The organism is Bacillus sp. 1735sda2, from assembly GCF_024159245.1.
GTDB classification, from domain to species: domain Bacteria; phylum Bacillota; class Bacilli; order Bacillales; family Bacillaceae; genus Bacillus; species Bacillus pumilus_O.
On record NZ_JAMYWZ010000001.1, the window covers coordinates 2,053,454 to 2,078,750 of the forward strand.

A 25,297-nucleotide genomic window follows, 5' to 3' on the forward strand; every position below is an offset into this window, starting at 1 on the left:
CTACATTTTAAAATCATCCATATGATCGATATATACTTGATCCCTATTCTCAAGCTCCCTCACGACTTCTTGGTGCTTTTCTTCATCTAGGTTATAAAAATTAATATCAATCATCGCTAAAATCAACAAGCATACAGGAATCACTGTTACCGTGAGTAAAATGCCAAGCAATGCTTCTGGCGTCTGTATTTGATTTGCAACATAGCCAAATCGATCGAGTACAAGCCCCGGAACAATTCCGCCTAATGCCATTCCAAATTTAAAGAAAAACCCAATGACTGCGTAGATCAGTCCGCCCATCCTTTTTCCAGTTTTATATTCGCCATATTCAACGGTCTCAGGAATGAGTGCCCACATGTAAGCACCGGCTGTAATACTCCCCGCAGCAGCAACGAGCCTGAAAATCAGGATTAATGTGATTTGACTCGGTGGTATCACAAGTAAAGCAAGAAGACCCACAATATTCAGCGATAAAGAATAATTCAGCAGTTTCTTCTTACCTAAAAACTTGTGCAGCTTTGGAATAAACGGCAGCACCATTAAAGCTGGTAGACTGCCAATGAGTCCGTACCATTTCACTAAATCTTCTCTGCCAAGGTTATACGTCACATAATAGATCCCAACAGAGTTGCTGATCGAGTTCACACCAAAAATAATAATAAAGAAAATACTTAATACAACTAGCGGGCGATTCACTCGTAACTGAACAAAGATATCACTGAATTTAATCTTTTCCTCTGGCTTTTGAAGCGTGACACGTTCATTTGTGCTTTTAAAACAGAAAATGAGTAATGCGCCGCCAAGAACGCCGAGAAAAGCCATCGTCATCTGCCAGCCGAGTGCTGTATTTCCTGTCGTATCACTTAAAAAGGTCGCAAGAAACGGAACAAAAAAAGCCACAACCAGACCGCCTAAATTGGCAAACACCATACGAACGGACGTAATACTGACAACCTCTTGGTTATTTCTTGTCATTGCGGAAGTTAAAGCACCATAAGGAACGTTGATGAATGTGTATGTAAGCGATAGACCAACATACGTGATGTAGGCATAAATGAGTTTACCCATTTCGGAAAAGTCAGGTGTTGTAAAGCAAAGAATGGCAAGTACGACAAAAGGAAAGGCGCCGAATAACAAATAAGGTCTGAATCTACCAAAACGGCTGTTCGTCCGGTCCACCAATGCACCAATAAATGGATCTGCAAGCGCATCTATAGCGCGAACAACCAAAAACATCGTCCCTGCTGCTGCTGCTGATAAACCGTACACATCTGTATAGAAAAATAATAGATACGTAGAGACAGTTGCGTAAATCAAATTACATGCGAAATCCCCTGAAGCATATCCCACTTTTTCAGACATACGAATCTTCTTTAAATTCTCACTAACCATGAGCTTTCTCCCTTCTTCACTTAGCCTCTTCTAACGAACAGATGATGGAGGGCAGCAGCAATCAATACAGGAAATATAAAGCGCTTTCAATTTGTGATAAAAATGTAGCTGAACATTTCAATTTTTCAGCTTAGCCCAAATGCGCAGCAAAACAGTCGAATGACAGAATCATCTCCTTCAATAGAGGGATCAATACTTGAAACTCATCTTAGTTTATTGACCAAACAAACTAAGATGAATTCATTTTATAAAATCTGATCTGACTTTTCAATATTTTTTGAAAAAATAATCCAAATAATTGCTATGTTGTCATTTATTTTTGTGAACTAACGTGGAAATCTGAAAGAATTGATTTAAGGGTTGCATTCAAGCTCATCCCATGCTATATTAATCAAGCGATGAGCTGAATTGTGTAAGTCGGGTAACATGTCTCTTTGAGACACACACGAATGTGGCGTGTGGTTATTCCGCCTCAATACGCAAAAGACATCTTCTTAGGAAGATGTCTTTTTTCTTACCCTATTTCAGATTGTTGACAAAGGGCTAAAATGATCTTGATTTTAGCCCTTTGTCTCCTTTTCAGCGTGATAGAAAACCTTTGCAGTATAGGAAGGACGAGTACTGGCGCGGAGCGAATTTGACATTCGTGAGCACCAGCACGCAGGACTGACAACGAATGCGAGGGTTTGTCTACACGCTGAGACATCTTCTTAGGAAGATGTCTTAGGTTGTTGACAAAGGGCTAAAATGATCTTTATTTTAGCCCTTTGTCTTCTTTTCAGCGTGATAGAAAACCTTTGAAGTCTAGGAAGGACGAGCATCGGAGCGGAGCGAATTTGACATTCGTGAGCACCGGAGCGCAGGACTGACAACGAATGCGAGGGTTTGTCTACACGCTGAGACATCTTCTTAGGAAGATGTCTTTTTTCTTACCCTATTTTTGTTCCATTCTCAACCGGTTCATCTGTCGCTAGTAAAACCACGTCTTCTTTTGACGGCATGCCACCTAAGACAAGCACTTCTGATTTGAACCCAGCAATTCTTCTTGGCGGAAAATTCACGACCGCTACGATTTGTTTGCCAGTAAGATTCTCTGCTGTATAACGCTTTGTGAGCTGAGCACTAGATTGCTTTACACCAATTTCTTCACCAAAATCAATCTTTAGCTTCAACGCAGGCACTCTTGCCTCTGCAAAAAATTCTGCTTCTATGATCGTCCCAACGCGAATATCTAACGCCAAAAACTGTTCAATATCTGCCATCTGCCTCTCTCCCCTTCATAAAAGGTAACGTAATCTATTGATTATTCATTGTAGCACATTCATTTTGTCATCGAGGAGGTTCAAAAAGCCTACAAAGCGTTAAATCACTTTTTAGTTTACATAATAATTTTATGGTCATGTATTAAATATTTGCATCATAAAAATGATTTCGGTAGAATGGCAAATAATCCTACTGCTTCCTCTCGAATACTTTTGGGAGGGTTCACACTTGTTTACGTTATCAGATATGTGGACGTTTTGCTGGTCGTTTTTTGTTATTCTTCCTATTGTTGCCATCCTGCATCAACTTGGCCATATTTTGGTTGCGTGGATGTTTGGAGCAAAGGTTTCTTTTGCTCTTGGCAGAGGTAAAAAAGTGTTGAAAGTCGGCGTCGTTGAAATTAGACGAATCTATTTTTTAGATGCATTTTGCCACTATGAAGAAATGAGAAAAAACAACCGATTGTCTCACATTCTTGTCTACCTAGGCGGATCATTATGCAACTTGCTCAGTGTTCTCATACTGAACACAATGATCGCCAATGATTTCCTGCCAGAGCACCAATTTTTCTATCAATTTGCTTACTTCTCAGTCTACTATGTATTTTTTGCACTTCTGCCAGTCCAGTATGCAGATCATCATCCGAGTGATGGGCAAGCGATTGTGAACATTATTCGGCACGGTGAACCATGTGACATCATTGACTAACATGATGACTTTCACTGTCAATTTGATAATGAATCGTTAAAAAAGGAATACCGAAAAGCTTCATTTGATGTACCGCTGTGAGACTTTGATCCGTCTCCGGTTTCATATGAAAGCTTTCTTCCATTGGCAGTTGCATGGTGATAAAAGGCGTATGCAAATACAATCCTTCGTCACCGGTACTGCCTTTTGGACATGTACTTTTTAATATAAAATCTTCTTTCTCATTAAAAGGCCTTAAAATAGCTGTCAGTTGAGAATATGGAAGCGGCAGCGCAATATTCATATAACCCGTAGCTGCATCGTGATGAAGAGCATATAGTGCAAAAAAGACTTGCTCTCCTTTTACATTGTGCCGTATCCAAGCCCGAACATTTTTCCTTTCTTCCTTCGGATGTTGAAATCTAATCAGACGTCCCTTCATTTCATATGGATGACGAGATAACCCCAAAAAAAGCTGCCCTATTTGCTTAAATAGTGGTTGAAGTAAAAAGACGAACGGCCTTATCCACCAATGAAAGCTGACGGCCGCTTTTAATGTAAAAGCCATAGGATCTTCATAAAATCTGCGAATCACAGGTGACACCCTATCAGCTGAAAATGTCGTTCCATTTAATTCATCAAGCGAATCGACTAAACCCAGCTTCTCAGGGTTATGCACACTTTCCTCTTGAAAAGAAATCATTTGAAACCGGCCATGCACTTTCGAAATCGGAAAGTTCTTCTGCTTTAATTGATCCTTCGGCCCTTCAATCAGCCAGCCAATCAAACCTGGCAATATCACAAAAAAAGCATTGATACTGCCATGAAACCAAATCATCTGATCAATGCTAATGTAGGTCACACGCATCAGCATCCCAGCGGAATATAGAAGTGATAACACGATCGTCCCCATTAAAACTAAGCTAGAAAACACAACAAGACCTTTTGCTAAAGTTGACCGAAACCTTGTTTTCATACAAAGGATGCCATATATGTAGAGGGCCACCACATAAAGAATGACGCTGAACGTATCAAATAGACGGGAAAAGCTAATCCCCACAGCAATCATTACAGGCGACAGCAAAATCACCCATCCCGCCGCTTTGTATAAAGCTGTTTCTTTTGCTTGCTGCCGTCCTAAAAATCCATAAAAAAGCGGGATAAAAAAAGCAGAATAATGAAAATGAATAACGGTCAAAAGAACAATAATCGGCGAAAATGTCATCACCTGTATATCTGCTGTATAAAGCCAAAACCATAGCCCGCCTAAAGCAAGATACATCCATGCGCCATCAATCATCAGCTCATGTAGCGGGAAGATTCCTCTTTTCAGCAAACGAGAAAATCCAAATAACGCCAATAAGATTGTATATAAAATCCATCCTGATGCGAACCAAGCAGAATGATAGATAAAAGCAGCAGTTGCACAAAGAGAAGCTAATGGAAAGGCTTTCATTAAAAACCCGATCAGCCTCTCTTCCTTGTGTTTCTTCCCTTCTTTCTTAAAAAAGTGTAAGGCGGTGGGAAGAAAAAATAGAATGGCCAAGAGAACAAAAAATTCTGCTATCAGACCTGTCATGAAACGAGTGGCGATAAAATAAGACATGAAGATCAGACTGGATGCCAAATGCCACTTATTCATCATGAGACATCCTTTCTGTAAAACGACCTTTATATGTAAAAAGAGTACCAAACAGGCGATTTTTCACGTGGACATCAATGGTATATTCACCTGCATACTCATCGTAGCCTTCTGTTACATCTGACACACCAGAAAGCCATGAAGGCAGCGGCCATTCTCTTCCGAACATCAAAAACTTCTGCCGGCCGGATTGGATGTGCAAGAAGCCATGCTTTGTTACTGTAAAATGAAGCTCTGACACAAGAAGTCTAGGCTTTCCAAAATAGTCTAGTACGGTATGACTCTCCTGATCAATGATCATATCTGCATCAAAGTGCCGCTCCTTCTTTGGGAAATAAAACGTTCGATACCAGTGCATCCCTTCCTCCCCCTTATTTGTCACAAAGGGCTCGTTGACAATTTGGAAAGGAATGTTTTCCCCTCTCTCTGGGAAAAAACAACGAAATAGTGGACCCATTCTGAAGATCAATCGAATGAGTCTTGACCCGCCGCCTATTTCCTCCATAGTACCTTCAGCAGTAAATGCGCGGTTGTATCTCTCTTTTAGTTTTGGATGCAGTTTATCGTAATCCTTTACTTGATGACGATGAACGACCATGTCTACCTCCCCTTTTTCGTTTGATGGAAAATACATCTACACAATCTTTTAAATTGAACATACCTGCAATCGACAAAATCAAAAATGCACTCATCACAAGCGGTTCATGAAGCGTCGTTTGCGGAGATAGAATTCCTATACAAAGCATCATGAGAAGAAACATACTTTGTAAAATGAAGAGATATTTCTTTGATAGTTTGGGCATTAGCCATGCTACGCCTAAAAGCGCATAAAACAATCGAAAACTCATGCTATGATCAAAAGCCGAATGTGAAAAAGGAATGATCGCTTGGCATAGCCAGACGATGGCAAACAGCAAACAAATCCCGTAATGAGCAAGTGTTCTCTCTAGTAATAACCGGGGATGCGTTCCCTTTTCAAGCCACGTCTTTAATGCACCAAAACTAAAGGCTGTCATAAATCCAATCATTGGGCGAAAAAGAATCTTGTCTGCCCATGTCCATCCTTTTCCTTCTTTCGTTTTGTAATCAAATTGCGTTTGAAACACAATGTGGTCGCTTGTTTTTATATACTTCCAGTAACCGCTGCCTTCTTTGATAAAAGACAATGGGTGTGACGATTTGAAATTTAGTGAGGATGCCCGCTCATTCCGTTCATCCATCATTCTTGTTCGATAAGCTCCTGTCCCTGTGACACTTAAACCAAACCCAAGATGCTTTTCATACAAAAAGGATTGGGGTTGTTCGTTTTGAGGTTCATTTAATGAAATGGTTGAAAAACGCAAATCCCATTGTTCATGAAGCTTTGGATTTTGCGTATGTTCCCATACTTTCTCTATCGGTGCATGAATGGTTGTTTCCACATAAACAGGCTTTCTTTTCATCTGCCTCTACTCCTCTATGTGAATTGTTTCACATAATAATCATAACATGTTTCACAAAACTGTCAAATGTTTATTCTTTTTTTGAAAAAAAATTGGTTCAAGATGGCCGCCTCTTTAACATATCGATTCACTACCAAAAAAAGACCTGTCAATAAGACAGATCTTCTTTTTGCAACACACCTGAGATATAAAGCTTGACCGCATAGCTCACACTCTCTTCAAGCTGTTCTTTTCGTTGAAATCCCTTTTTATTTGAAATATCACCAAAGCCGTGCAATAAGCTTCTTAATCCTCTGACCACATGTGTCATCTCTTCTTCTTTGACACCAAAACGGGTCATGATCGATTGGACAAATTCAACAAGGCGCTCGGCCTCACTTCTTACTTTTTTGTCCTCCATATGTGAAAAGGCTGCTTCATAAAGACCTGGATGTTCGCGGACAAATTGAACATACTGTTTGGCAAAGGCTAACACAGCTCCTTCTTTATCCAGCCCCTCTGTTACGTGTATGCCTTTTTCACGTAGCATGGTCAGTCCTTTTTCTGCGAGTGCCGCCTGAATTTCCTGAAGACCAGATACATGATTATAAAGGGAAGGTGGTCTGATGTTCAGTCTTTTAGACAATGTAGCAATGGTCAAAGCAGAAAAACCCTCTTCATCAACAAGTGCGGCTGCAGTATCAATGATTTTTTCTTGCGTGATTCCCATTCTTGGAGACACGGTTTACTGCTCCCCTTTCTTCAGCTGCTGCTGCCTTTTATGAACGGCAGCTTGAAGCTTTTCATGAGGTTCTATGATGAGATCGCCATGTCCTGCAGCAAGACAGGATAGGCGAAGTGCCAGTAATTTTTCGGCGCTTTTGAGTGCAGTTTCTGTATCCCATGTAGCAAAAGCCGGAAAAGGAAAAGTCCACCGAAGTTCACCCGTAACCGATAAGCCGCCTTTTGTTACAAGGGCATCACCGGCTATCACAATTTTTGACCTTTCATCGTATAAAGAAATGCTGCCAGGTGTGTGCCCTGGTGTCGCAATGACTTTCAGCGGTCCAATCTCATCCCCTTCTTCGACAAGCACATCCGGTTGTGTACGAATATGTTTCGAAAAACTGCCTTTGATTTTTTGCTGGGGTTCGCCAGGAAGTAAGGACAAGTCACCCTCAAATAGGCCGGCATCGCGTTTTGATAAATAGACGACAGCCTCTGGAAAAACCTTTTTCACTTCATCTAATGCGCCGATATGATCCATATGACTATGAGTAAGAATAATTTTGTTAATAGGCTTGTTCTTTTGTCGAGCAAATTCGATGATCGAGTTTGCTGCCATTTTTAACGCAGCATCAATTAAGATCAGTCCATTCTCTTCCTCAAAAACATAACAGTTTACCGGGAATAATCTTGGCATTAATGTGAGCTGGTGCAGACGGTCAAAAGTTGTCAATCTCATCAAGTGTCCCCCTAAAACTAATATTGTTAGTTTTATATTAACTAATACTATTAGTTTTAGCAAGCATTTTTTCATCAACCGCAATATAAATATCAATTTGCGCTTCTTTTGGGTCTAAAGATCTTTCGTCATACCATTCAAAATCGCCTGTATATGTGCGGTAATGGCGCTCATCCCACGTCCAAATTTGCTGCCATGTTTCCAATACGACCTCTTCAATCGGTCCCTTTCTCGTTCGGAATTTTGCGTAGGTGGACGCAGGAATCTCTATAACTTGTTCTAACTGCTGATCCACGAATTGTCCAGCCGTAAATAAATAAGAGCCATGCTCATCTTTTTCATAATCTGAATACAATCCTATGACGGGCGCTTGTCCTCCGTGAAGCTGCTGCGCAAAAAATTGCTGCCAGAGTGGAGCAATCTTTCGCTCTTTTGTTTGCTCCATTTCGTTTGTTGTTCGAACAGATAACCCTTTTATCCATTTTTTCTCTAATGTCACGATATCGTACATACATTCTCATCTCCTTTTTTTCTATCATATAAAAAGAAACCTGACAACACTGTGTCAAGTTTCTAATCGTTTGAGAAATTGTTTCAACTGGAGATCAAATGCTTCTTTGACATGCTTCGGAGAAAGAATGTCGACTTCTGGACCTAAGTGGAATAGGAAACTATTTAACCAATCATGAAGAGGTACAGTGATGGTGGCAAGATAAGTGCCGTCTGAACAGACGTTCAATTCATTCTCATCTACCCATTCCTTTACTTTCCCCACTGATGCTTCTGTTAACCTGAGCGTGACAGGGCTGACTGATGGTTGTTCTTGCCAAGAGTCATTCCAAGGCTTCTCTTCGTTTTTGACTCTTTTCGGTTGAAAATACCCTGAAATGGCGACAAGACCCGTCATTCTAGTCAGCTTGAACAGGCGAAAAGCTTTTTTTACACAACAAAACGCATACAAATACCAATGCCTCCCTTTTAAAACGAGTGTATAAGGTTCCACGTTGCGTGGAAGAGTTTCACCTTTCGCATTACGATAAGTAAACTGAATGTATTGGTGCGCTGACGCAGCTGTATGAATGAGCTGGAGCTTCTGCTCTGCCTGACTGTCTTTTCCCCAGGAGCTTAAATCAATGAAGACATGATGCTGCTTTTCGTTTTCACCTGTTTGCGTGGGAATAAGCGATTTAATTTTTTTCAGAACATGCTCACTTTCTTTAAAGGAGTACGCACTCATCATGCTTTCAAGGGCTGTTAAAATGACTTCAATGTCATCATCGGTAAATAATTTTTTCTCTAAACGATAGTCCTCAACAAGTGAAATGCCGCCACCTGCTCCTTGGGTTGTCACAACAGGGATTCCTGCTTGATTGATGGTATCAATATCACGATAAATGGTCCTCGTGCTCACTTCGTGAAGTTCAGCAAGATCTTTCGCCTGTACTTGCTTCTTGCTAATGAGCAACATCACAGTAGATAAAATACGGTCAATTTTCATGACTTTTCCTCTTTTTCATAAATGTAGGTTTTGTTTTGATAAAAAAAGAAAGAATGGTAAAGATAAGTAACAGCCAGCATTCGTTTACATCCCTGCACGTGCAGGAGGAGGTTGCATCATGACACATAACGTGTGGCAGTTGTTCATGATTGGGAGTATTATATTGATCTGCATCATGATTCGTATGAATCGAATGAGACGCTATCAGCTTGTACGCCCTATCAGGCTTTTGATGAGAATGTATCTCTTTGGTCTTTCAGCCCTTATTCTCCTATCAGAAGGATGGCAAAATCATAGTATCATCATCTATGCTGCTATTGGCATGCTTTTTGGAAGCAGCCTCGCTGTTCATGCCTATCAGACGATTCGTATGAAAGAAGAAAATGGCCGGTTGTATATGAAAACGAGTAAATGGATTGAAAGCTTCATTTTATGTTTGTTTTTATCTAGGCTTAGTTTTAAGCTGGTTGAGCTGACAAACCATTCGATCACCAAAATCAGTGTCGTTGAACTGTATCAGCACATCGTAAGCGATGATGCGATGACCATGCTCAGCTTTTTTCTTTTAGCGGCTTACTATGTTGTTTTTTCTTTTCACATGATGAAAGCAAGTAAACGATCGACACATGTGCATCATGCATAAAAACCTTCCTATTAACGTAGGAAGGTTTTTTATCAATCGTGCTGTGCATGGTGAATCATCTGTTCAAGCACTTCCATCACATGCTGATCTTCAGGGCTGTAAAAAATGGAAGTCCCTGCTCGTCTAGATTTCACGAGACGAAGATTTTTTAAAAAGCGCAGCTGATGAGAAACGGTTGATTGCATGAGATTCAGTGTTTCTGCTATATCATTAACCGAGTGTTCACCTTGAGACAGCAGGTGCAGAATTCGAATACGTGTCGGATCAGATAAAGCTTTAAAGGTTTGGGAGACAAGAAATAAACTTTCTTCATCCAGCTCCATCCGTTCCTGTTCTTGATTTGTATTCAGTTCTTCCTTCATTTTGCTTCACCTTTCTTGTCCGTCAAATCACGACTTATTCTATGTATCATCATATACCAAAACGTCCGGCGTGCAAAGAGAGCACACTTTAGAAAAAAGATTTACTCAAATAGCATTGACACTTGGTAGCATTCTTTTTAAAATGAGCATTATTTATTCATTTTTTTAGAGGAGCTGATAGGCAAATTGACTGAGGAGCCAAGACTAAAACGCAGCCTGACCGTCTTTCCACTTGTGGTGATCGGGCTTGCTTATATGGATCCACTTGTCGTATTTGATTCATACGGCATTGTGGCTCAGCTGACGAAAGGACACGTCGCGGCAGCTTATATATTTACGTTACTTGCATTACTATTGACAGCGCTTAGCTATGGGAATATGGTGAAGGCTTTTCCAAAAGCAGGATCTGCTTATACATACGCGCAAAAAAGTATTCATCCTCATGTTGGCTTTCTTGTAGGTTGGACACTTTTACTGGATTATTTATTTTTGCCTATGGTGAATTTTGCGATTGGAAGTGCTTATTTAACTGCAGCCTTTCCTGATGTACCTCATTACATTTGGATCATCATACTTGCTATCGCCATAACGACTGTCAATGTAATCGGTATCCGGCTTACAGCCAACATTACGGCTCTATTTGTGACTTTTCAGGTCATTGTCGCCGTGACTTTTGTTGGATTTATTATTTATGGGCTCACACAAAACGCAGGTAGCGGAGAATTACTATCCGCCCGGCCATTTTATTCGGCGAGCTTAGATCCAGCGCTTATTTTTTCAGGAGCAACGATTTTATGTTTTTCATTTCTAGGATTTGATGCGATTTCGACCATGTCTGAGGAAACCATTAAGCCCAAAAAGACGATCCCACTTGCCATCTTCTTAACTGTTGCTATTGGAGGCGTACTGTTTACCTTGACGTCTTATTTTTTGCAGCAAGTATTTCCAAATTTTCAGCAGTTCAAGCATCCCGATGCTGCCTCACTTGAAATTGCGGAATTTGTGGGCGGCGCCTTTCTCCACTCGTTCTTTTTAGCTGGCACAATGGTTGCTGTTATCTCTTCTTCCTTATCATCACATGCAAGTGCAGCAAGGCTGTTATATGCAATGGGTAGAGATGAATCATTACCGAAGCGTTTCTTCGGATATATTCATCCGAGATTAAAAACGCCTGTTTTTAATATTTTATTAATTGGTGCTTTCTCCTTAACCGCAGTCGTTGGCGAACTTGAAGTCATTTATTCCTTTATTAGCTTCGGAGCGTTGATTGGCTTCACATTTGTGAACTTATCGGTTTTTGCGTATTATTTCGTTAAACAAAAACAAAGAGGTGTACTCAATACATTGAGATACGCAGTGATTCCTCTATGCGGGACGGCCTTTTGTCTATGGCTGTTAACGAGCATCAGTACAAATGCATTAATCATTGGTATGCTTTGGCTGATTATCGGTTTTGTTTATTTCTGCTACAGACTGAAAACAAGACCCGAATTTACATTTGGATATGATTGATTATCAGGTTTTCACTTGGTATCTTGTGCAGGATATGGCATAATAAAAAGGCTGTACTTCCCTTTTAAAAGCGGGGCAAAACAGGGGTGAACTGACCTTGAAAAAGAAAAAAACAGGATGTTTTGCCATTTCAGGCTGCTTCACGATTTTTCTGTTTGTTTTCGTATTAGCAGCCATTGTCATGTCCTTTAATCAAAAGGAGTTAAAAAAGTTGCCGATTGATACGGAATCAATTGTTTTGTCGAGATTGGATGATTTCAAACCGCTTGTAGAAACAGAGTTAAGAGATCAAGATTTAGATCAATATACCGCGTTAATCCTCGGTATGATGTATCAAGAATCAAAAGGCAGAGGCGGAGATCCAATGCAGTCCTCTGAATCTCTTGGTTTGAAACGAAATGAAATCAATGACCCTCAGAAAAGCATTAAACAAGGAGTCCATCATTTTTCTACTATGTACAAGCATGGGAAGAAAAAAGGCGTTGATTTGGAAACCATAATTCAAAGCTATAATATGGGAATTGGCTATATTGATTTTGTTGCAAAAAACGGGGGAAAACATTCCGAGAAATTGGCAAAGCAATACTCTAAAAAGCAAGTGAAACGAAACCCAGAAGTCTATACGTGCGGAGGCAACAAAGATAACTTCCGCTACCCATATTGCTTCGGTGACTTCACTTATGCTGAAAAAGTAAAAGAAAAAACGAAAACAGTTGAAGAAAAGATGAAATTGGCTTCGTCATCCTCACCATCATCGTAAAAAAAGCACTTCCTTAATGGAAGTGCTCAGACCGTAGACAAACCCTACCTTTACTTCAAGTAAAAGTGGGGTTTTCACATTTTTTTTGAAAAACATCATGTGTTTTACGCTGGACATGGTACTTTCCATGTCCAGTTTGCTAGTTTTTTAAGGTTCATGGCAGCGAAAGTAAGCATCGCTTGCATTGAAACTTTTTTTAGTCCACGAAGTTTCGTCCAACGCATACCATGCTTTTCTTTTGCATCCGCAAAAACGCGTTCAATCGTTTCTTTCCGTTTTGCGTAGATGCTCTTATTTATTTCAGTGAGTCTCAGATTGTCTGCTTCATCTAGATAATCCTGCCAAATATGCCGATGAATTTGTTTGGTGTGGTTTTGACTTTGGGTACAGTTATCTAAAAACGAGCAGGACTCACATACTTCTGAATCGGATACATATTGCTTATAGCCTTCTCTAGTCGTTGTACGATAAGAGAGAATTTGCCCGTTGGGGCAAATGTAACAATCAAAATATGCATCATATACGTATTCATTCTTTTTCAAATAACCAGCTTTTGTTCTTGGACGAGTGTAGGGCATGACAGGTCTTATCTCTTGATCCATTAAGAACTTAGCGATGTAAGGTGTTTTATATCCCGCATCTACTGCGACTACATTTGGTTTTCCGACTTTCTCTGTCACTTTTGATACGAGTGAATCCAACATACGACTATCATGAACATTTCCGCCTGTGACCAGCGAGCCTAAAATAAATCCTTTTGAATCACACGCTGTATGAAATGAATAAGCAAATGACTTTTCACGTTCATCCTTTACATAATAGCCACTCTCTGGGTCAGTTGTACTGACCTTGATTTCTTTTGTTTCTTCTTTATTCTGTAGGGGTAAGGGCTTTTTTCCATGTTCTTCACGATCAATATTGATCTCTTCATGAAGCTGATTTTGATAACTTCTTGTCTCAACTCGAACGATTTTCTTTTCAAGTTTTTTCTTATTGGCGTTCGCTTTGACATGAGTCGAATCAATGAAGGCGATAGACGGGTCAACGAGCCCTTTTTTCATCGCTTCTCTTAAGATTCGATAAAAAATTTGTTCGAATAAATCTGTATCGTGGAAGCGTCTCACGTAGTTTTTACCGAAGGTAGAAAAGTGCGGAATTTTCTCCGAAAATCCATACCCAATAAACCAACGATAAGCCACATTGGTTTCAATTTCTTTAATGGTTTGACGCATGGAGCGAATGCCAAATAGATATTGGATTAAGACCATCTTAATGAGAACAACAGGATCAACACTTGGTCTACCATTATCAGAACTATAATGATCTTTGACAAGATCATAAATGAAATCGAAATCGATTGCTTGTTCAATTTTCCGCACAAGATGATCTTCAGGCACTAATTCATCTAAAGCCACTACTTCTAATTGATTTCTTCTTTCTTCTTCACGTTTCGATAACATGTTTATCCCCCACAGATTATTGTTATTACCCTTATTATACAAAAAAGCTTGTAGACTTTGTCTACAAGCTGAGCACTTCCTTAATGGAAGTGCTTCAGATTGTTGACAAAGGGCTAAAATGATTTTTATTTTAGCCCTTTGTCTTCTTTTCAGCGTGATAGAAAACCTTTGCAGTCTAGGAAGGACGAGCACTGGCGCGGAGCGAATATAACATTCGTGAGCACCAGCGCGCAGGACTGACAACGAATGCGAGGGTTTGTCTACACGCTGAGCACTTCCTAAATGGAAGTGCTTTTCATTTTATCGATGTTCTTTTCCGATTTCCGGCAGGATCGTTTTCGCTAAATGCTGGTCCATCTCCTCATATTCATCATAATGAATCGTTTCATACAGCTCTTGTCTCGTTTGCATGTCCTTCAGCATTCCTTGCTGCGTCCCCTTCTCCATGATTTCTGTAAATAAACGCTCATATGATTTTGCAGCGACTCTGAGTGATGACACAGGGTATATGACCATCTGAAACCCAAACATTGAAAACTCGTCAGCATGATAATAAGGCGTTTTCCCAAACTCCGTCATGTTTGCAAGAAGCGGACCTTTAATATTGTTTGACGCATGCGTGAAGTCCTCTGCTGTGATAAGTGCCTCAGGAAAAATAGCATCAGCTCCTGCTTCTACGTAAAGATTGGCCCGTCGGATGACATCCTCCATGCCGCTTACAGATTTCGCATCAGTTCTCGCAATCACCAAAAGCGTTGGTGCCGCTTGTTTAATGGCTTTGATTTTTGCGACCATTTCTTCTACTGGAACAAGTGATTTTCCATTTAAATGCCCACATTTTTTCGGCATTTGCTGATCTTCAATTTGAACAGCTGCCACCTTGCTTTCTACCATTTCCTTTGCCGCCCTTGCAGCATTCAATACACCGCCATAGCCAGTATCCATATCGACCAAAAGCGGCAGCTGAGAAGCTCGAATGATTTCCTTCGCTTTTTCAGCCATTTCCGTTGAATGGATCATGCCGAGATCAGGCAACCCTTTGCTGGCACAAAAAGCGGCACCGGATAAATAGAGCCCTTGAAAGCCCATTTTTTTTGCATAAAGCGCAGACATTCCATCGTGAACGCCTGGGATTTGAAATAAAGCTGATTTGTGCATTTGTTCTTGAAAGGCTGCGGCTAAATTTGCTTGACTTGATTCATCATTCACGATCCACACACTAGTTCCCCCTTATATGACGAATAAATCCATAAATGCTGGTACAGTCGTTGTTTTTAATTGATTTGGGTTTTGACAGAGTGACACAATGTGATCCACTTGTTTTTGCGGAAATCTCGTCTTCAAATGATAGAGCCATTTCTTTTCGAGCAGAGGAATACCTTCCTGCCTTCTTCTGCGATGACCAAGTGGATATTCAATTTCAATTCGGTCTGTCATCGTTCCGTCTTTAAAGAAAATCTGCACACTGTTTGCAATGGATCTCTTTTTCGGGTCTAAATAATCCGCTGTATATTGTGTATCTTCTTTGACGACCATTTGATCCCGGAGACGATCAATAGCCGGATTTTGCGCCGTTTCTTCTTCATAATGGTCAGCCGTGAGCTCCCCATAGATCAATCCAATCGCAGTAATATATTGCAAGCAATGATCACGGTCTGCTGGATTATATAGCGGTCCCTTCTTATCGATAATTCGAATCGCCGATTCATGTGTTGTAATCTCTACCCGGTCAATTTCATCCAATCGATCTTTTACAGCGTCATGCAGGATCATAGCAGCTTCTGCAGCCGTTTGGGCGTGAAACTCAGCAGGATAAGCAATTTTGAAAAGCACATTTTCGATGACGTATGATCCTAGCGGCTGAGCAAGTGTGAGAGATTTCCCTTTCATCAGAACATCTTCAAAGCCCCACTTCTCTGCACTAAGCGGCGTTTGATAGCCCATTTCCCCTTTGAGTGTCATCATTGCGAGTCTCACTCCGCGGCTTGTTGCATCACCTGCTGCCCATGATTTCCTTGATCCTGTGTTCGGGGCATGACGATATGTTCTAAGCGGAGAATTGTCAACAAACGCTTGTGATAAAACGTGCTGCACGTCCTCCTTTGTTCCGCCAAGCAATGCACATACAACAGCACTTGTTGCTACTTTGACAAATAGCACATGATCCAAGCCATTGCGATTCAGACAATTTTCTAAAGCCAGCACGCCTTGAATTTCATGTGCTTTGACGATCGCATGTAGCACGTCATTCATCGAAAGCGGCTCTTCTCCGTTTGCAAGCCGTGTTCTACTAATATAATCGCTTACAGCTAATATCCCGCCTAAGTTATCTGACGGATGTCCCCACTCCGCTGCAAGCCACGTGTCATTATAATCTAACCAGCGAATCATACAGCCTATATCAAAAGCGGCTTGAACAGGATCTAGCACAAAGGAAGTGCCTGGAACTCTTGCTCCGTTAGGTACAACAGTTCCAGGGACGATCGGTCCAAGATGCTTCGTACATTCAGGAAAATTGAGCGCCAGCATTCCGCAACCAAGTGTGTCTATCAGCACATAACGTGCCGTTTCAATGGCTTCTTTACTTGTAATTTCCCCGTCTACTGCATAGGCTGCGATTTCTTCTAATAGCTGATCCGTTTGATTGGCGACTGCTGTTTTATTCATGTTCATTCCCCCTTTTTTCTATCATCATCTGAAACTTTTAATCCTCTTGGTCCTAAATACCGGACTCTTGGTCTGAAAATGCGATTATGCAAATGCTGTTCAATGACATGAGCAGCTAATCCACTTGCCCTTGCAGCAAAGAAAATCGGTGTATAAAGTGAAATTGGAATCCCGAGCACATAATAAATAGGTGCGGCATAATAATCAAGGTTTGGATAGAGATTTTTCTTCTCTTTCATGTATGCCTCTCCTGCCACACACATGTCATACAGCGTTGTATCGCCCTTTGATTCGGTAAGCGTTTTCAATGATCGTTTTAAAAGAGCGGCTCTTGGGTCCATTTTTCTCATGTATACCCTATGGCCAAAGCCCATCATCTTTTCCTTTGCGGCTAATTTTCGCTCAATGAGCGCAAGGAAGCCTTCTGTTGTTTTTCCTTCGAGAAGCATATGCATGACGGCTTCATTCGCTCCCCCGTGCAAGTCACCTTTTAATGAAGAAATTGCTCCAGTAAAAGCACCATACATGTCAGAATGTGTGGAAGCAATGACTCTAGCAGCAAATGTTGAATTAGGTAGCTCATGTTCACTATATAATGTGAGTGTTTGGTCAAAAGCGGTGATTTCGTCTTGGGTTGGCGTGCGTCCGGTTAGCATGGTTAAAAAGGTTTCAGTGTAGGATTTGGTCTGATCTGGAGAAATAGCGGCGTCTTTTGTGAGAATATGATAGCTTCCAGCGACAATCGCCGGCAGCTGGCCGAGTAATCGAACAGCACGTCTTTGCTGGCACGCTTCTGATCGATCTTGTAATGCATCATCGTATCCACTAAGAGCAGATATGCACGTTCTCATGGCATCCATCGGATGGGTGGTTTTTGGCAGTTTTGTTAAAATGGTTTGAATGGTTGGATGTAAGTTGGTTTGTGAGGAAATGTCTTGCTGAAATTGATGATATTCCATGGCATCTGGTAATCTTCCATAAATAAGCAGATAGGCTGTTTCTAAATAGGTCTTTTTTTGTGCCAACTCGATGAGGTCATACCCGCGAATTACAATCTCTTCTTGCTGCACATCTAAGTATGAGATAGACGTTTCGCTTGCCACAATGTCTTCAAGCCCCGGTTTATACTGCAGTTGTTCAGTCATCATATAACCCCCGTTTCGTTCAATTGTTGTTCTCCAAACGAGCAAACGGCCAGAAATGATGTGAGTCTATAGATGGGAAGATACCGTGCAAGTCGGATACCCAATTCCCATTTTATCCAAAGCACTGCATCTTGTAAATAAAAGAACGTATGTCCAGTTGGACATACGTTAGCTGTAATATGGAGAAATCATCATATATACAATGACGCCAGTAAGGCTGACATAAAGCCATAGCGGCATTGTCCAGCGAGCAATTTTACGGTGGCGCTCGACTTGCATCTGTGCGCCTCTAAATAGCGTAATCAGGGCAAGCGGTACAATGACTGCTGATAAGACGATATGTGTGATTAAAATAAAGAAGTAAATTGGACGGATGATCCCTTCTCCTCCGAAATGGGTATCAGCTGCCATTGAATGATAGGTCACATACGAAATTAAAAAGACCAGTGTTGTTGAAAATGCAGCAAAGATAAATCGTCTATGCGCTTTAATGTTCTTTTGTTTAATCATGATGAGTGCTGAAAGTAAAAAGATAAACGTAAAGCTGTTCATCACGGCATTTAGTAACGGCAAAAATGTAATATCCAGATGACTAAATTTATCTGATTTTGGCATTAAAAATAATAAAGCGATTAATCCGTTTATGGCAATTGTTAAAATGATCACAATACCAGTAAAATTTTTCGGTTTTTGATTCTGTTCTTTCATGTTTGAAAACCTCTCTTTATTAGTTCCGACTAAGAGTATGTTATTTAAATTTCTCTATAAAGTCAATGAATTCGCTGTCTTCGTCGAATTTTAGACAAACTTGCAAGTTGCAGGCGTTCTACCGGCTTGAAAGATCCATCCACTTCCTTTAAAATTGGAATTTATGTGATTTTTATCATTTCTGATAGGAAAGGAGTAATGGACTTGTCAATCTTACAGGAAACAGCCAAAGATGTGAAGTCGTTAGAGCAAGATTTACAGCAATTGCAGTTCCAAATGTATCGAATGCAAGAAAACATGAAAGATATTTCGAAAAAAGCAAAAATCATTGGCATCGATCAAGCGAAAGAAGATGAGTGGCTGATCGTCTCTGCCATTGAAAATGCAGATACATGTAAAATTATGCTCAGCGATTGTGAAAAAGCTTTTCGCGGACAATCTGATTTTTCCTTAATTGCGGAATATCCTGAAGAAGGAAAGATTCATATTGCCGATATTAAAGGCCCGCCAGATAATGGGTACGGCTCCATCTGCATGAAGCATTTAAAAGAAATCGCTAGAGAGCAGAACATCCCAGTGATTACTGGTGACCTCGTCAAAAGAGACTGGGATCACGTGGACCGCTTGATTCATTTTTATGAAAAGCATCAATTTGATGTCCAGATCAATTGGAAAGAACAAAGCGGAGAAATTTATTGGGTGGACAGCTAACGACAAAAAACCAGCGTGTATCATATGATATGCGCTGCTTTTTGTCGAAAATGCAAATTTTTCAGAAAAATATGTGTATTTTTGACCAAAAAAAGGGTACAATAAAAGCATCAGGCCGCCACCTGATGCTTTCTTCCAAAAAACAATTGTTTACTAGTTAAGTACTTTTACTTTGACTGATTTTACGCCCCAATTTTTCGCTTGGGATTTGCTTGGTACATGTACATCAATTTTGTTACCTTTAATTGCGCCGCCAGTATCTGCTGCGATGGCTTCACCGTAGCCTTCAACATAAACCTTACTTCCTAATGGAATGACACTAGGATCTACTGCAATTACTTTTGCATTTGGGTTTTTGTTTAAGTTTACCCCTGTTGCAGTGATACCTGAGATGCCACCATCATTTGCTGTATAAGCCGTAGCCGTAACAGTCATTTCTTTTTGTACACTCTGACTAGCAGAAGATGATTCTGCTTTAGCTGTTTCCTTTTTAGGAGCAGCTTTTTTCGTTGTTTGCTCTTTTTGGACAGGTTCCTGTTTTTGAACAGGTTCTGAGCTTACCGGAGCCGAGCTTTGGCCAGCAACACTTAGTGTTGAACCAACCATAATTATATCTGAGTTTAAGTTATTCCAAGACTTAATATCGCTAATTGACACATTGAATTTTTGAGCGATTTTCCAGAGGCTGTCCCCCTTCTGGACTTTATACTGCTCCTGAGTTTTCTCTTTTGAAGAGATTGTCAATTTATCACCCACATAGATCATATCAGTAGATAAATTGTTCCAACCCTTTAGGTCCTTTAGAGACACATCATTTTTTTGTGAGATTCCCCAAAGTGTATCACCTTTCTGTACAGTGATTTCCTTTGCAGAAGCTTGCTGTGCTCCAAATGCTGTTGTTGAGATTGCTGCAACAGCAACCAAGGACATAATAGTCTTCTTCATAAAGTAAATCCTCCCTTGTTAGCTTTTTATGGCGGCTAACGAGTGCTATCGTAACATATGTAAATGTCAATTCAATAACAAAACGATATGTTTTAGATTACAGTTCCTTTACATGAAACATCTCTCTCCATTGGTAAATCAGACCACAAAACGGCTTGATTCCTTGCCATATCAAGGTTTTAAAAGGATCAAAAACGGCCTGATGAAAACGTGTCCAAATGCAGCGAAAAAAATTTATTTTTCTTTTTCAAACTCTTTATTTTTTCTCTTTTTCTATAAATAAACGAATTTCTTCTAAAAAAACATCTCCGTATTTCTCTCTTTTTTGAGCGCCAATCCCCTTAATTTGGAGTAATTCTTCATCTGTTTGAGGCTCTACCGCTGACATTTCCTTCAATGTTTGATCAGAAAAAACAACAAAAGGCGGAACACCTTGCTCTCTAGCTAGCTTCATTCTAAGCGATCTCAATCGCTCAAATAGTGCATCATTTTCTTGAATAGCTTCTGCTTTGATCGCCTGCTTTTTATACACTGCCTCTTGTCCAACTAGCACTTTCTTCCCTTTATGGGTCACCTTAAGTGTTGGGTAAGCCCCTTCAGACATGTGCAAATACTCTTCTGTAATTAAAAATTCAATGAAGTCACTGATTTGTTGAGCCGAATGTTGTTTCATTAAAGCATATGTAGGGAGGCGGTCAAAACCTAGCTCTAGCACTTTTTTGTTTTTAGAGCCTGCCAGTACTTGGGCGATCATCATTTTACCGAATCGCTCATTCATTCTCACTGTACAAGATAACACCATCTGCGCTTCTCTTGTGACCTCTTCACGCTCTCTTTCATCAAGGCAATTGCTGCATTTACCGCAAGGCGAACTAGCTGTTTGATCAAAATAATCCATCACAAATTGCTGCAAACATTGCTCAGTATGACAGTAATCCACCATTTGCCTTAATTTAAGCAACTCATGCTGGTAGCGCGTCTCATCTTCTATTGACTGTTCAATGAGAAAACGTTGCACCCTTACACCTTGAGGTGAAAACAGTAAAATGCATTCACTTTCAAGCCCATCTCTACCGGCACGCCCAGCTTCTTGATAGTAGCTTTCTATATCCCTTGGAATTTGATGATGGATCACAAAACGCACATTCGACTTATTGATCCCCATGCCAAATGCTGATGTGGCGACCATCACCTGGATATCATCATTTAAAAAGAGGTTTTGCTGCTCTTCTCTCGTATGATCATCCAAGCCACCATGATAAACACCAGCTTTGATCTTTTGTTTTTTTAGTCGATAATAAATTTGATCCGCTTCTTTACGAGTGGCAGTATAAATAATGCCAGACTCAAGACTGTTTTTCTTCATATATTGTGTGATAAAACGTTCACTGTTTTCTCCTTTGATCACTTGAAAGGACAAATTTTCTCTAGCAAACCCAGTAAAAATGGTTTCTTCTCCGTTTATACCAAGCTGTTCACATATATCTTGTTGGACCTTTTTCGTCGCTGTAGCTGTTAATGCGACAATCACCGGTCTTTTTGACAGCTTGTTCAAGCATTCTTGAATGAAGCGATAACTTGGCCTAAAATCATGTCCCCACTCGGATATACAGTGCGCCTCATCAATTGCAATTAAAGGAATCGTTAACCGATCTAGCAGCTGAAAAAAACGTTCATTTTGTAAGCGTTCAGGGGTGATATAAAGAAGTTCATATTCCCCTTTTTCGCATTTTTTCAGCCTTTCATTCATTTCAGATGCAGACAGGGTGCTGTTTAAAAAGGAAGAACGTATGCCCATCTCATTTAACGCATCCACCTGATCCTTCATTAAAGATATAAGCGGAGATACGACGATCGTTGTCCCTTCCATCATGAGCGCAGGGATCTGATAGCAAACTGACTTCCCTCCGCCTGTCGGCATAATGCAGACGGTATCCTTTTGTTTATTTACAATCGCTTCAATGGCTTGTTTCTGTCCATTTCTAAAGGCATCAAAGCCATAATATTGTTTCAGGAGTGCTTCTGCTTGTTCTAACATCCAATTCCCTCTCCGTCATTTGTTTTGTCTATTTTAACATAGATTCTTGCCTCTACAGGCATTCAATCCAATTTCGTCTTTTCGCAAAATAAAAAGCCATTTTCCGAAATGGAAAATGGCTTGAATCATCCTAGGAAAAGCTGCGGATGCCGTAATCTAAGTAAGAAAGTTTTAAACCACCACTCCTCAAAGTGGGTGTTTGCAGAAACGTTCCTGTCTTCCTCTCTAAGGAGGCATGACATTCCAGCTTCAATATAAAACTCCCTATTACAGCTTAAAGGTTAAAACTTAATTAACATTACGCACATCGCAGCCTTTAAACTATATTACACGAAAGTTTATTAAATTTCAAGAGATCTTTTTTCTATAAAAAACTCGTGTATACAAGAGATTTGTCCTTGCACACATAAGAAAAAATTATTCTGAAAAAATGTAAATTCCACTTATTATCCTATTTATCATCATCTATGTCAACATCCTGCTCTTCCTCTAATCGTTCATACGTATCTGAATGCATCTGATCCATTGTTTGTCTATTTGTTAAATCACGCATTTGATCAGAGAAATTACGGTCAAACTCATTTGGATCTTGAGTGGTTTCTTCGTTTTTCTTCGCATCAATTGAATAGCGTGTATAGGGAACTGCTTTTAAACGGTCATAGGGAATCTCTTTCCCTGTTTTCTCACAAATCCCATATGTTCCGTCTTCCATTCGTTTCAGTGCTGCATCAATTTCGGCTTCAAGCTGGTCATCAACTTGGTCCAGCGTTTGTTCGGTCATGCGGTCTAAATAGATGCTTCCATGATCAGCGATATGGTTCCCTACACCATTTGAAATCTCGCTCGATTCACTTAGCATAGATTCCTCTTTCTTTTTTGACCCTTTTACATCTTCCTTTAATTGATTCAATCTCTCGTATAAATCAGCTTTTTGTTCTTTCGTTAAGCCCACGGTCAATCACTCCTTTCTTAATACCTTCCCGCTACAAAGGAATTGAAAACATCAAAAAAGCCACCGCCTAATTGGCAGCAGCTTTCTTCTCTTACAAGGTGCGAAGTGCTTCTTCTACTGATTTATCGCCTTTAATCAAATCAAAGGACTTATTTTTCACATTGGATTCTGTTAAGCTTTCCACAAGAACAGTAGCTACGTCCTCTCTTGAAATCTCAATGTTTTGATCATCTGGAATATGCGCTGCAGCTTCAATCTTTCCTGTCTTTTCCTCATGCAGCAAGGCACCTGGTCGGACAATGGTATAGGAAAGCCCAGACTGTTTAAGGTGTTCATCTGCTTTTCTTTTTGCCTCATAATAAATTTCCATACTTCCTTGTCCTTTTCCTTGGTTTGGATCATCGGCATTATAGGAACTCAGCATCACAAAATGCTGAATATTTTCTTTTTTCGCTGTGTCAACAAGACGTTTTGCACCTTCTTGATCCACTGCAATCGTCTTATCTGCCCCCGTTTTTGAGCCTGAACCAGCTGCAAAGATGACAGCATCTGCTTGTTTCACAGCATCTGTCACATCCTGTTCAAGATCACCGATGACAGGCAATGCACCAAGTTCTTTTAGCGCATCCGCTTGTTTTTCATCTCGAATAAGGGCAAGCGGCTCATGTCCTTTTTCTTTTAAATAACGAATGACGAGCCTACCTGTATGTCCATTTGCTCCAGCAACTAATACTTTCATTGTTCATTCTCCTTTCTGTGTCTGTTTCATCTTTATCCTTTTTTTCTATCATTCAAACACGTAAACAAAAAAGCCCTTCCCAGAAAATATGGGCAAGGGCTCAGGCAATGTGCGATCTATTAAAATAAATACGAAGAATGAGAAAAGTGCATGTGATCTATGTAATCGCAAGGTTGATCAGCAGAGATGTTTTGTTAAAATGGCTTGCACATCATTCAAATCCGTCTCTTTCGAAAAATCGAGTTCAAATACTTTTGAGCTTGTGACAAGCAACATACCTGTGTCCTGATCAAACACGCCAGCTTCTTGAATGGCAAAACTTTCAATTGATCGATACGGCAAGGAGACCCTGACTTTCTTTTTAGAAAATACGCGGTTATCGCCAAAGATCAGTCGTTTATTGGTGAAACAAATTTGGTCGTGACGCAGTCTGTAAACAGCTTCAATTCTTTCCCCTTCAATTAGTAAGGATTCGAATTTCTTATCATTTTGTTTACTGACAGAAAAAATACCCACGTAAACCCCCTCTTCCTCCATCAAATTCCTTTATGAAAAAACGGCCACACGCTCTGTGGATACGTTTTGTTCTCACTTATAGAATACGCTATAAATGGTCGTTATTCCATTACGAATAGATTAAATTTCATTTAACTTTTTCTTTTTGATTCGATGCTCTTTCCTCTACTTATTTAGACAGGTAAAGCAGGAAAAAAGTTTCAGTTCTTTTTGAGAAAATGGGTAAATTGTGACCAATAAAAAAAACAGTGATTTTTTCAAATCACTGTTTAAAAATGACTATTCGTCTTTTGGTGTTTCAATAGTTCCCTCTGCATACACATCGGAAATCTGCTCAAGTGTAATCGCCATATCAGCATCTTCGTTATCATGCCAAGCATTTTGTTGATTCTGCTCATCTGTTTGCTTCTTTTTCATCATCATCACCCTTTACTGTTTTTCTTAGTATGAGTGATGATCACCAAAATCATTCAGCAGAAATGTCTTCGAAATACTCTTTATAATACCCGCCGACTTTACCTGTATTATCAACGACAAACAGGAATTCTTCTGTTTCATTTTTCACTTCATATGTGCTGCCAACGGTTAGTGCACGGTCGACCATATATTTTTTCGCATTCGTATGTATACATTTTACTTGTTTTAACGTTTGAGCCGTTTGCCAGTTTTGATGGATCATGATTTAAAAACTCCTTTTTTCATCTATACATTTATTGTAGCCAATTTTTCATGAAATGCAATGAGTGTTATGGATTGCTTTCAAAGATGTCG

Annotated in this window: 27 protein-coding genes and 1 other RNA gene; 5 read left to right on the plus strand and 23 right to left on the minus strand. The window is 40.1% G+C overall.

Annotated elements, in window-relative coordinates:
- Together NKR21_RS10500 and csaA are read right to left on the minus strand one after the other, a co-directional pair.
- On the minus strand, nucleotides 1-1,392 hold the full coding sequence (locus tag NKR21_RS10500; RefSeq protein ID WP_012010228.1) for an MFS transporter: 1,392 nt from the start codon (nucleotides 1,390-1,392) through the stop codon (nucleotides 1-3).
- 929 nt (nucleotides 1,393-2,321) lie between these two features.
- Entirely contained in the window at nucleotides 2,322-2,654 is a 333-nt protein-coding gene (csaA, locus tag NKR21_RS10505) for a chaperone CsaA (protein WP_003215734.1), read from the minus strand.
- 229 nt (nucleotides 2,655-2,883) lie between these two features.
- Between csaA and NKR21_RS10510 the strand changes: the two genes are divergently transcribed.
- A complete protein-coding gene (locus NKR21_RS10510) occupies nucleotides 2,884-3,363 on the plus strand; it encodes a site-2 protease family protein (RefSeq protein ID WP_012010229.1) in 480 nt (159 codons plus the stop codon).
- Here the strand turns inward: NKR21_RS10510 and NKR21_RS10515 are convergent.
- The 7 genes from NKR21_RS10515 to NKR21_RS10545 all read right to left on the minus strand — a co-directional run bounded on the left by NKR21_RS10515 (nucleotide 3,353) and on the right by NKR21_RS10545 (nucleotide 9,368).
- The gene (locus tag NKR21_RS10515) at nucleotides 3,353-4,984 is read right to left on the minus strand and encodes a YndJ family protein (RefSeq protein WP_144458551.1); all 1,632 of its coding nucleotides are present in this window, start codon (nucleotides 4,982-4,984) and stop codon (nucleotides 3,353-3,355) included. The two genes, NKR21_RS10510 and NKR21_RS10515, sit on opposite strands and share 11 nt — an antisense overlap.
- Complete coding sequence (locus NKR21_RS10520) at nucleotides 4,977-5,582, minus strand: DUF4166 domain-containing protein (RefSeq protein ID WP_012010231.1); 606 nt, start codon at nucleotides 5,580-5,582, stop codon at nucleotides 4,977-4,979. Before NKR21_RS10520 ends, NKR21_RS10515 begins: the two co-directional genes overlap by 8 nt.
- On the minus strand, nucleotides 5,545-6,426 hold the full coding sequence (locus NKR21_RS10525; RefSeq protein WP_012010232.1) for a hypothetical protein: 882 nt from the start codon (nucleotides 6,424-6,426) through the stop codon (nucleotides 5,545-5,547). The genes NKR21_RS10520 and NKR21_RS10525 overlap by 38 nt, the downstream gene beginning before the upstream one ends.
- A 148-nt stretch (nucleotides 6,427-6,574) precedes the next feature.
- Nucleotides 6,575-7,147, minus strand: a complete 573-nt coding sequence (locus NKR21_RS10530) for a TetR/AcrR family transcriptional regulator (protein WP_012010233.1) — start codon at nucleotides 7,145-7,147, stop codon at nucleotides 6,575-6,577.
- A gap of 3 nt (nucleotides 7,148-7,150) precedes the next feature.
- Nucleotides 7,151-7,870, minus strand: coding sequence for an MBL fold metallo-hydrolase (locus tag NKR21_RS10535; RefSeq protein ID WP_144458550.1), 720 nt, complete (start codon nucleotides 7,868-7,870; stop codon nucleotides 7,151-7,153).
- 37 nt (nucleotides 7,871-7,907) lie between these two features.
- Nucleotides 7,908-8,381 (minus strand): GyrI-like domain-containing protein, encoded by a 474-nt coding sequence (locus NKR21_RS10540; RefSeq protein ID WP_012010235.1) that lies wholly within the window; start codon nucleotides 8,379-8,381, stop codon nucleotides 7,908-7,910.
- A 54-nt stretch (nucleotides 8,382-8,435) separates the two neighbouring features.
- Complete coding sequence (locus tag NKR21_RS10545) at nucleotides 8,436-9,368, minus strand: helix-turn-helix transcriptional regulator (RefSeq protein WP_012010236.1); 933 nt, start codon at nucleotides 9,366-9,368, stop codon at nucleotides 8,436-8,438.
- A 118-nt stretch (nucleotides 9,369-9,486) separates the two neighbouring features.
- Here NKR21_RS10545 and NKR21_RS10550 point away from each other — a divergent pair, with 118 nt between their 5' ends.
- A complete protein-coding gene (locus NKR21_RS10550) occupies nucleotides 9,487-10,011 on the plus strand; it encodes a CcdC protein domain-containing protein (protein WP_012010237.1) in 525 nt (174 codons plus the stop codon).
- Between the two features lie 32 nt (nucleotides 10,012-10,043).
- On the opposite strand, the gene czrA is transcribed toward NKR21_RS10550, so the two are convergent.
- Nucleotides 10,044-10,373 (minus strand): Zn(II)-responsive metalloregulatory transcriptional repressor CzrA, encoded by a 330-nt coding sequence (czrA, locus tag NKR21_RS10555; RefSeq protein WP_007500691.1) that lies wholly within the window; start codon nucleotides 10,371-10,373, stop codon nucleotides 10,044-10,046.
- Nucleotides 10,374-10,559: 186 nt separating this feature from the next.
- Here czrA and NKR21_RS10560 point away from each other — a divergent pair, with 186 nt between their 5' ends.
- Together NKR21_RS10560 and NKR21_RS10565 are read left to right on the plus strand one after the other, a co-directional pair.
- Nucleotides 10,560-11,885 (plus strand): APC family permease, encoded by a 1,326-nt coding sequence (locus NKR21_RS10560; RefSeq protein WP_012010238.1) that lies wholly within the window; start codon nucleotides 10,560-10,562, stop codon nucleotides 11,883-11,885.
- A gap of 97 nt (nucleotides 11,886-11,982) precedes the next feature.
- Nucleotides 11,983-12,645: a lysozyme family protein gene (locus NKR21_RS10565; RefSeq protein ID WP_012010239.1), complete on the plus strand. Its 663-nt coding sequence runs from the start codon at nucleotides 11,983-11,985 to the stop codon at nucleotides 12,643-12,645.
- A gap of 104 nt (nucleotides 12,646-12,749) precedes the next feature.
- On the opposite strand, the gene NKR21_RS10570 is transcribed toward NKR21_RS10565, so the two are convergent.
- The 5 genes from NKR21_RS10570 to NKR21_RS10590 all read right to left on the minus strand — a co-directional run bounded on the left by NKR21_RS10570 (nucleotide 12,750) and on the right by NKR21_RS10590 (nucleotide 18,625).
- Entirely contained in the window at nucleotides 12,750-14,105 is a 1,356-nt protein-coding gene (locus NKR21_RS10570) for an IS1182-like element ISBpu1 family transposase (protein WP_012008915.1), read from the minus strand.
- Nucleotides 14,106-14,405: 300 nt separating this feature from the next.
- On the minus strand, nucleotides 14,406-15,323 hold the full coding sequence (gene prpB, locus NKR21_RS10575; protein ID WP_012010240.1) for a methylisocitrate lyase: 918 nt from the start codon (nucleotides 15,321-15,323) through the stop codon (nucleotides 14,406-14,408).
- A 12-nt stretch (nucleotides 15,324-15,335) separates the two neighbouring features.
- A complete protein-coding gene (locus NKR21_RS10580) occupies nucleotides 15,336-16,772 on the minus strand; it encodes a bifunctional 2-methylcitrate dehydratase/aconitate hydratase (RefSeq protein ID WP_088003504.1) in 1,437 nt (478 codons plus the stop codon).
- A gap of 2 nt (nucleotides 16,773-16,774) precedes the next feature.
- Nucleotides 16,775-17,917: a citrate synthase gene (mmgD, locus tag NKR21_RS10585; RefSeq protein WP_012010242.1), complete on the minus strand. Its 1,143-nt coding sequence runs from the start codon at nucleotides 17,915-17,917 to the stop codon at nucleotides 16,775-16,777.
- A 168-nt stretch (nucleotides 17,918-18,085) separates the two neighbouring features.
- Nucleotides 18,086-18,625 carry a DUF420 domain-containing protein gene (locus NKR21_RS10590; protein WP_012010243.1) on the minus strand — a complete coding sequence of 180 codons (540 nt, stop codon included), beginning with the start codon at nucleotides 18,623-18,625 and terminating at the stop codon, nucleotides 18,086-18,088.
- A 204-nt stretch (nucleotides 18,626-18,829) separates the two neighbouring features.
- Between NKR21_RS10590 and NKR21_RS10595 the strand changes: the two genes are divergently transcribed.
- The gene (locus NKR21_RS10595; protein WP_081112354.1) at nucleotides 18,830-19,336 is read left to right on the plus strand and encodes a hypothetical protein; all 507 of its coding nucleotides are present in this window, start codon (nucleotides 18,830-18,832) and stop codon (nucleotides 19,334-19,336) included.
- A 153-nt stretch (nucleotides 19,337-19,489) separates the two neighbouring features.
- On the opposite strand, the gene NKR21_RS10600 is transcribed toward NKR21_RS10595, so the two are convergent.
- From NKR21_RS10600 to NKR21_RS10635, 8 genes are all read right to left on the minus strand, one after another.
- Nucleotides 19,490-20,281, minus strand: coding sequence for a LysM peptidoglycan-binding and 3D domain-containing protein (locus NKR21_RS10600; RefSeq protein ID WP_012010245.1), 792 nt, complete (start codon nucleotides 20,279-20,281; stop codon nucleotides 19,490-19,492).
- Nucleotides 20,282-20,537: 256 nt separating this feature from the next.
- The gene (gene recQ / locus NKR21_RS10605; RefSeq protein WP_144457517.1) at nucleotides 20,538-22,319 is read right to left on the minus strand and encodes a DNA helicase RecQ; all 1,782 of its coding nucleotides are present in this window, start codon (nucleotides 22,317-22,319) and stop codon (nucleotides 20,538-20,540) included.
- 133 nt (nucleotides 22,320-22,452) lie between these two features.
- Nucleotides 22,453-22,638, minus strand: a non-coding RNA gene (gene ssrS, locus NKR21_RS10610) — 6S RNA.
- A gap of 132 nt (nucleotides 22,639-22,770) precedes the next feature.
- A complete protein-coding gene (locus NKR21_RS10615) occupies nucleotides 22,771-23,271 on the minus strand; it encodes a TraR/DksA family transcriptional regulator (protein WP_119124999.1) in 501 nt (166 codons plus the stop codon).
- 91 nt (nucleotides 23,272-23,362) lie between these two features.
- Nucleotides 23,363-24,010 (minus strand): SDR family oxidoreductase, encoded by a 648-nt coding sequence (locus tag NKR21_RS10620; RefSeq protein WP_119125000.1) that lies wholly within the window; start codon nucleotides 24,008-24,010, stop codon nucleotides 23,363-23,365.
- Between the two features lie 177 nt (nucleotides 24,011-24,187).
- The gene (locus NKR21_RS10625; protein ID WP_012010249.1) at nucleotides 24,188-24,526 is read right to left on the minus strand and encodes a PH domain-containing protein; all 339 of its coding nucleotides are present in this window, start codon (nucleotides 24,524-24,526) and stop codon (nucleotides 24,188-24,190) included.
- A gap of 279 nt (nucleotides 24,527-24,805) precedes the next feature.
- Nucleotides 24,806-24,943 carry a DUF4025 domain-containing protein gene (locus NKR21_RS10630; RefSeq protein WP_223250615.1) on the minus strand — a complete coding sequence of 46 codons (138 nt, stop codon included), beginning with the start codon at nucleotides 24,941-24,943 and terminating at the stop codon, nucleotides 24,806-24,808.
- Nucleotides 24,944-24,992: 49 nt separating this feature from the next.
- A complete protein-coding gene (locus NKR21_RS10635) occupies nucleotides 24,993-25,205 on the minus strand; it encodes a DUF6501 family protein (RefSeq protein ID WP_012010250.1) in 213 nt (70 codons plus the stop codon).
- Between the last annotated feature and the right edge of the window lie 92 nt (nucleotides 25,206-25,297).

Coding starts and splice junctions, on each gene's coding strand:
- NKR21_RS10540 (WP_012010235.1), bottom strand. CDS start 8,381: ATGTACGATATCGTGACATTAGAGAAAAAATGGATAAAAGGGTTATCT.
- mmgD (WP_012010242.1), bottom strand. CDS start 17,917: ATGACTGAACAACTGCAGTATAAACCGGGGCTTGAAGACATTGTGGCA.
- czrA (WP_007500691.1), bottom strand. CDS start 10,373: ATGAAGGAAGAACTGAATACAAATCAAGAACAGGAACGGATGGAGCTG.
- csaA (WP_003215734.1), bottom strand. CDS start 2,654: ATGGCAGATATTGAACAGTTTTTGGCGTTAGATATTCGCGTTGGGACG.
- NKR21_RS10550 (WP_012010237.1), top strand. CDS start 9,487: ATGACACATAACGTGTGGCAGTTGTTCATGATTGGGAGTATTATATTG.
- NKR21_RS10520 (WP_012010231.1), bottom strand. CDS start 5,582: ATGGTCGTTCATCGTCATCAAGTAAAGGATTACGATAAACTGCATCCA.
- NKR21_RS10580 (WP_088003504.1), bottom strand. CDS start 16,772: ATGAATAAAACAGCAGTCGCCAATCAAACGGATCAGCTATTAGAAGAA.
- NKR21_RS10535 (WP_144458550.1), bottom strand. CDS start 7,870: ATGAGATTGACAACTTTTGACCGTCTGCACCAGCTCACATTAATGCCA.
- NKR21_RS10570 (WP_012008915.1), bottom strand. CDS start 14,105: ATGTTATCGAAACGTGAAGAAGAAAGAAGAAATCAATTAGAAGTAGTG.
- NKR21_RS10635 (WP_012010250.1), bottom strand. CDS start 25,205: ATGATCCATCAAAACTGGCAAACGGCTCAAACGTTAAAACAAGTAAAA.
- NKR21_RS10525 (WP_012010232.1), bottom strand. CDS start 6,426: ATGAAAAGAAAGCCTGTTTATGTGGAAACAACCATTCATGCACCGATA.
- NKR21_RS10515 (WP_144458551.1), bottom strand. CDS start 4,984: ATGAATAAGTGGCATTTGGCATCCAGTCTGATCTTCATGTCTTATTTT.
- NKR21_RS10590 (WP_012010243.1), bottom strand. CDS start 18,625: ATGAAAGAACAGAATCAAAAACCGAAAAATTTTACTGGTATTGTGATC.
- NKR21_RS10600 (WP_012010245.1), bottom strand. CDS start 20,281: ATGAAGAAGACTATTATGTCCTTGGTTGCTGTTGCAGCAATCTCAACA.
- NKR21_RS10500 (WP_012010228.1), bottom strand. CDS start 1,392: ATGGTTAGTGAGAATTTAAAGAAGATTCGTATGTCTGAAAAAGTGGGA.
- recQ (WP_144457517.1), bottom strand. CDS start 22,319: ATGTTAGAACAAGCAGAAGCACTCCTGAAACAATATTATGGCTTTGAT.
- NKR21_RS10630 (WP_223250615.1), bottom strand. CDS start 24,943: ATGAAAAAGAAGCAAACAGATGAGCAGAATCAACAAAATGCTTGGCAT.
- NKR21_RS10620 (WP_119125000.1), bottom strand. CDS start 24,010: ATGAAAGTATTAGTTGCTGGAGCAAATGGACATACAGGTAGGCTCGTC.
- NKR21_RS10545 (WP_012010236.1), bottom strand. CDS start 9,368: ATGAAAATTGACCGTATTTTATCTACTGTGATGTTGCTCATTAGCAAG.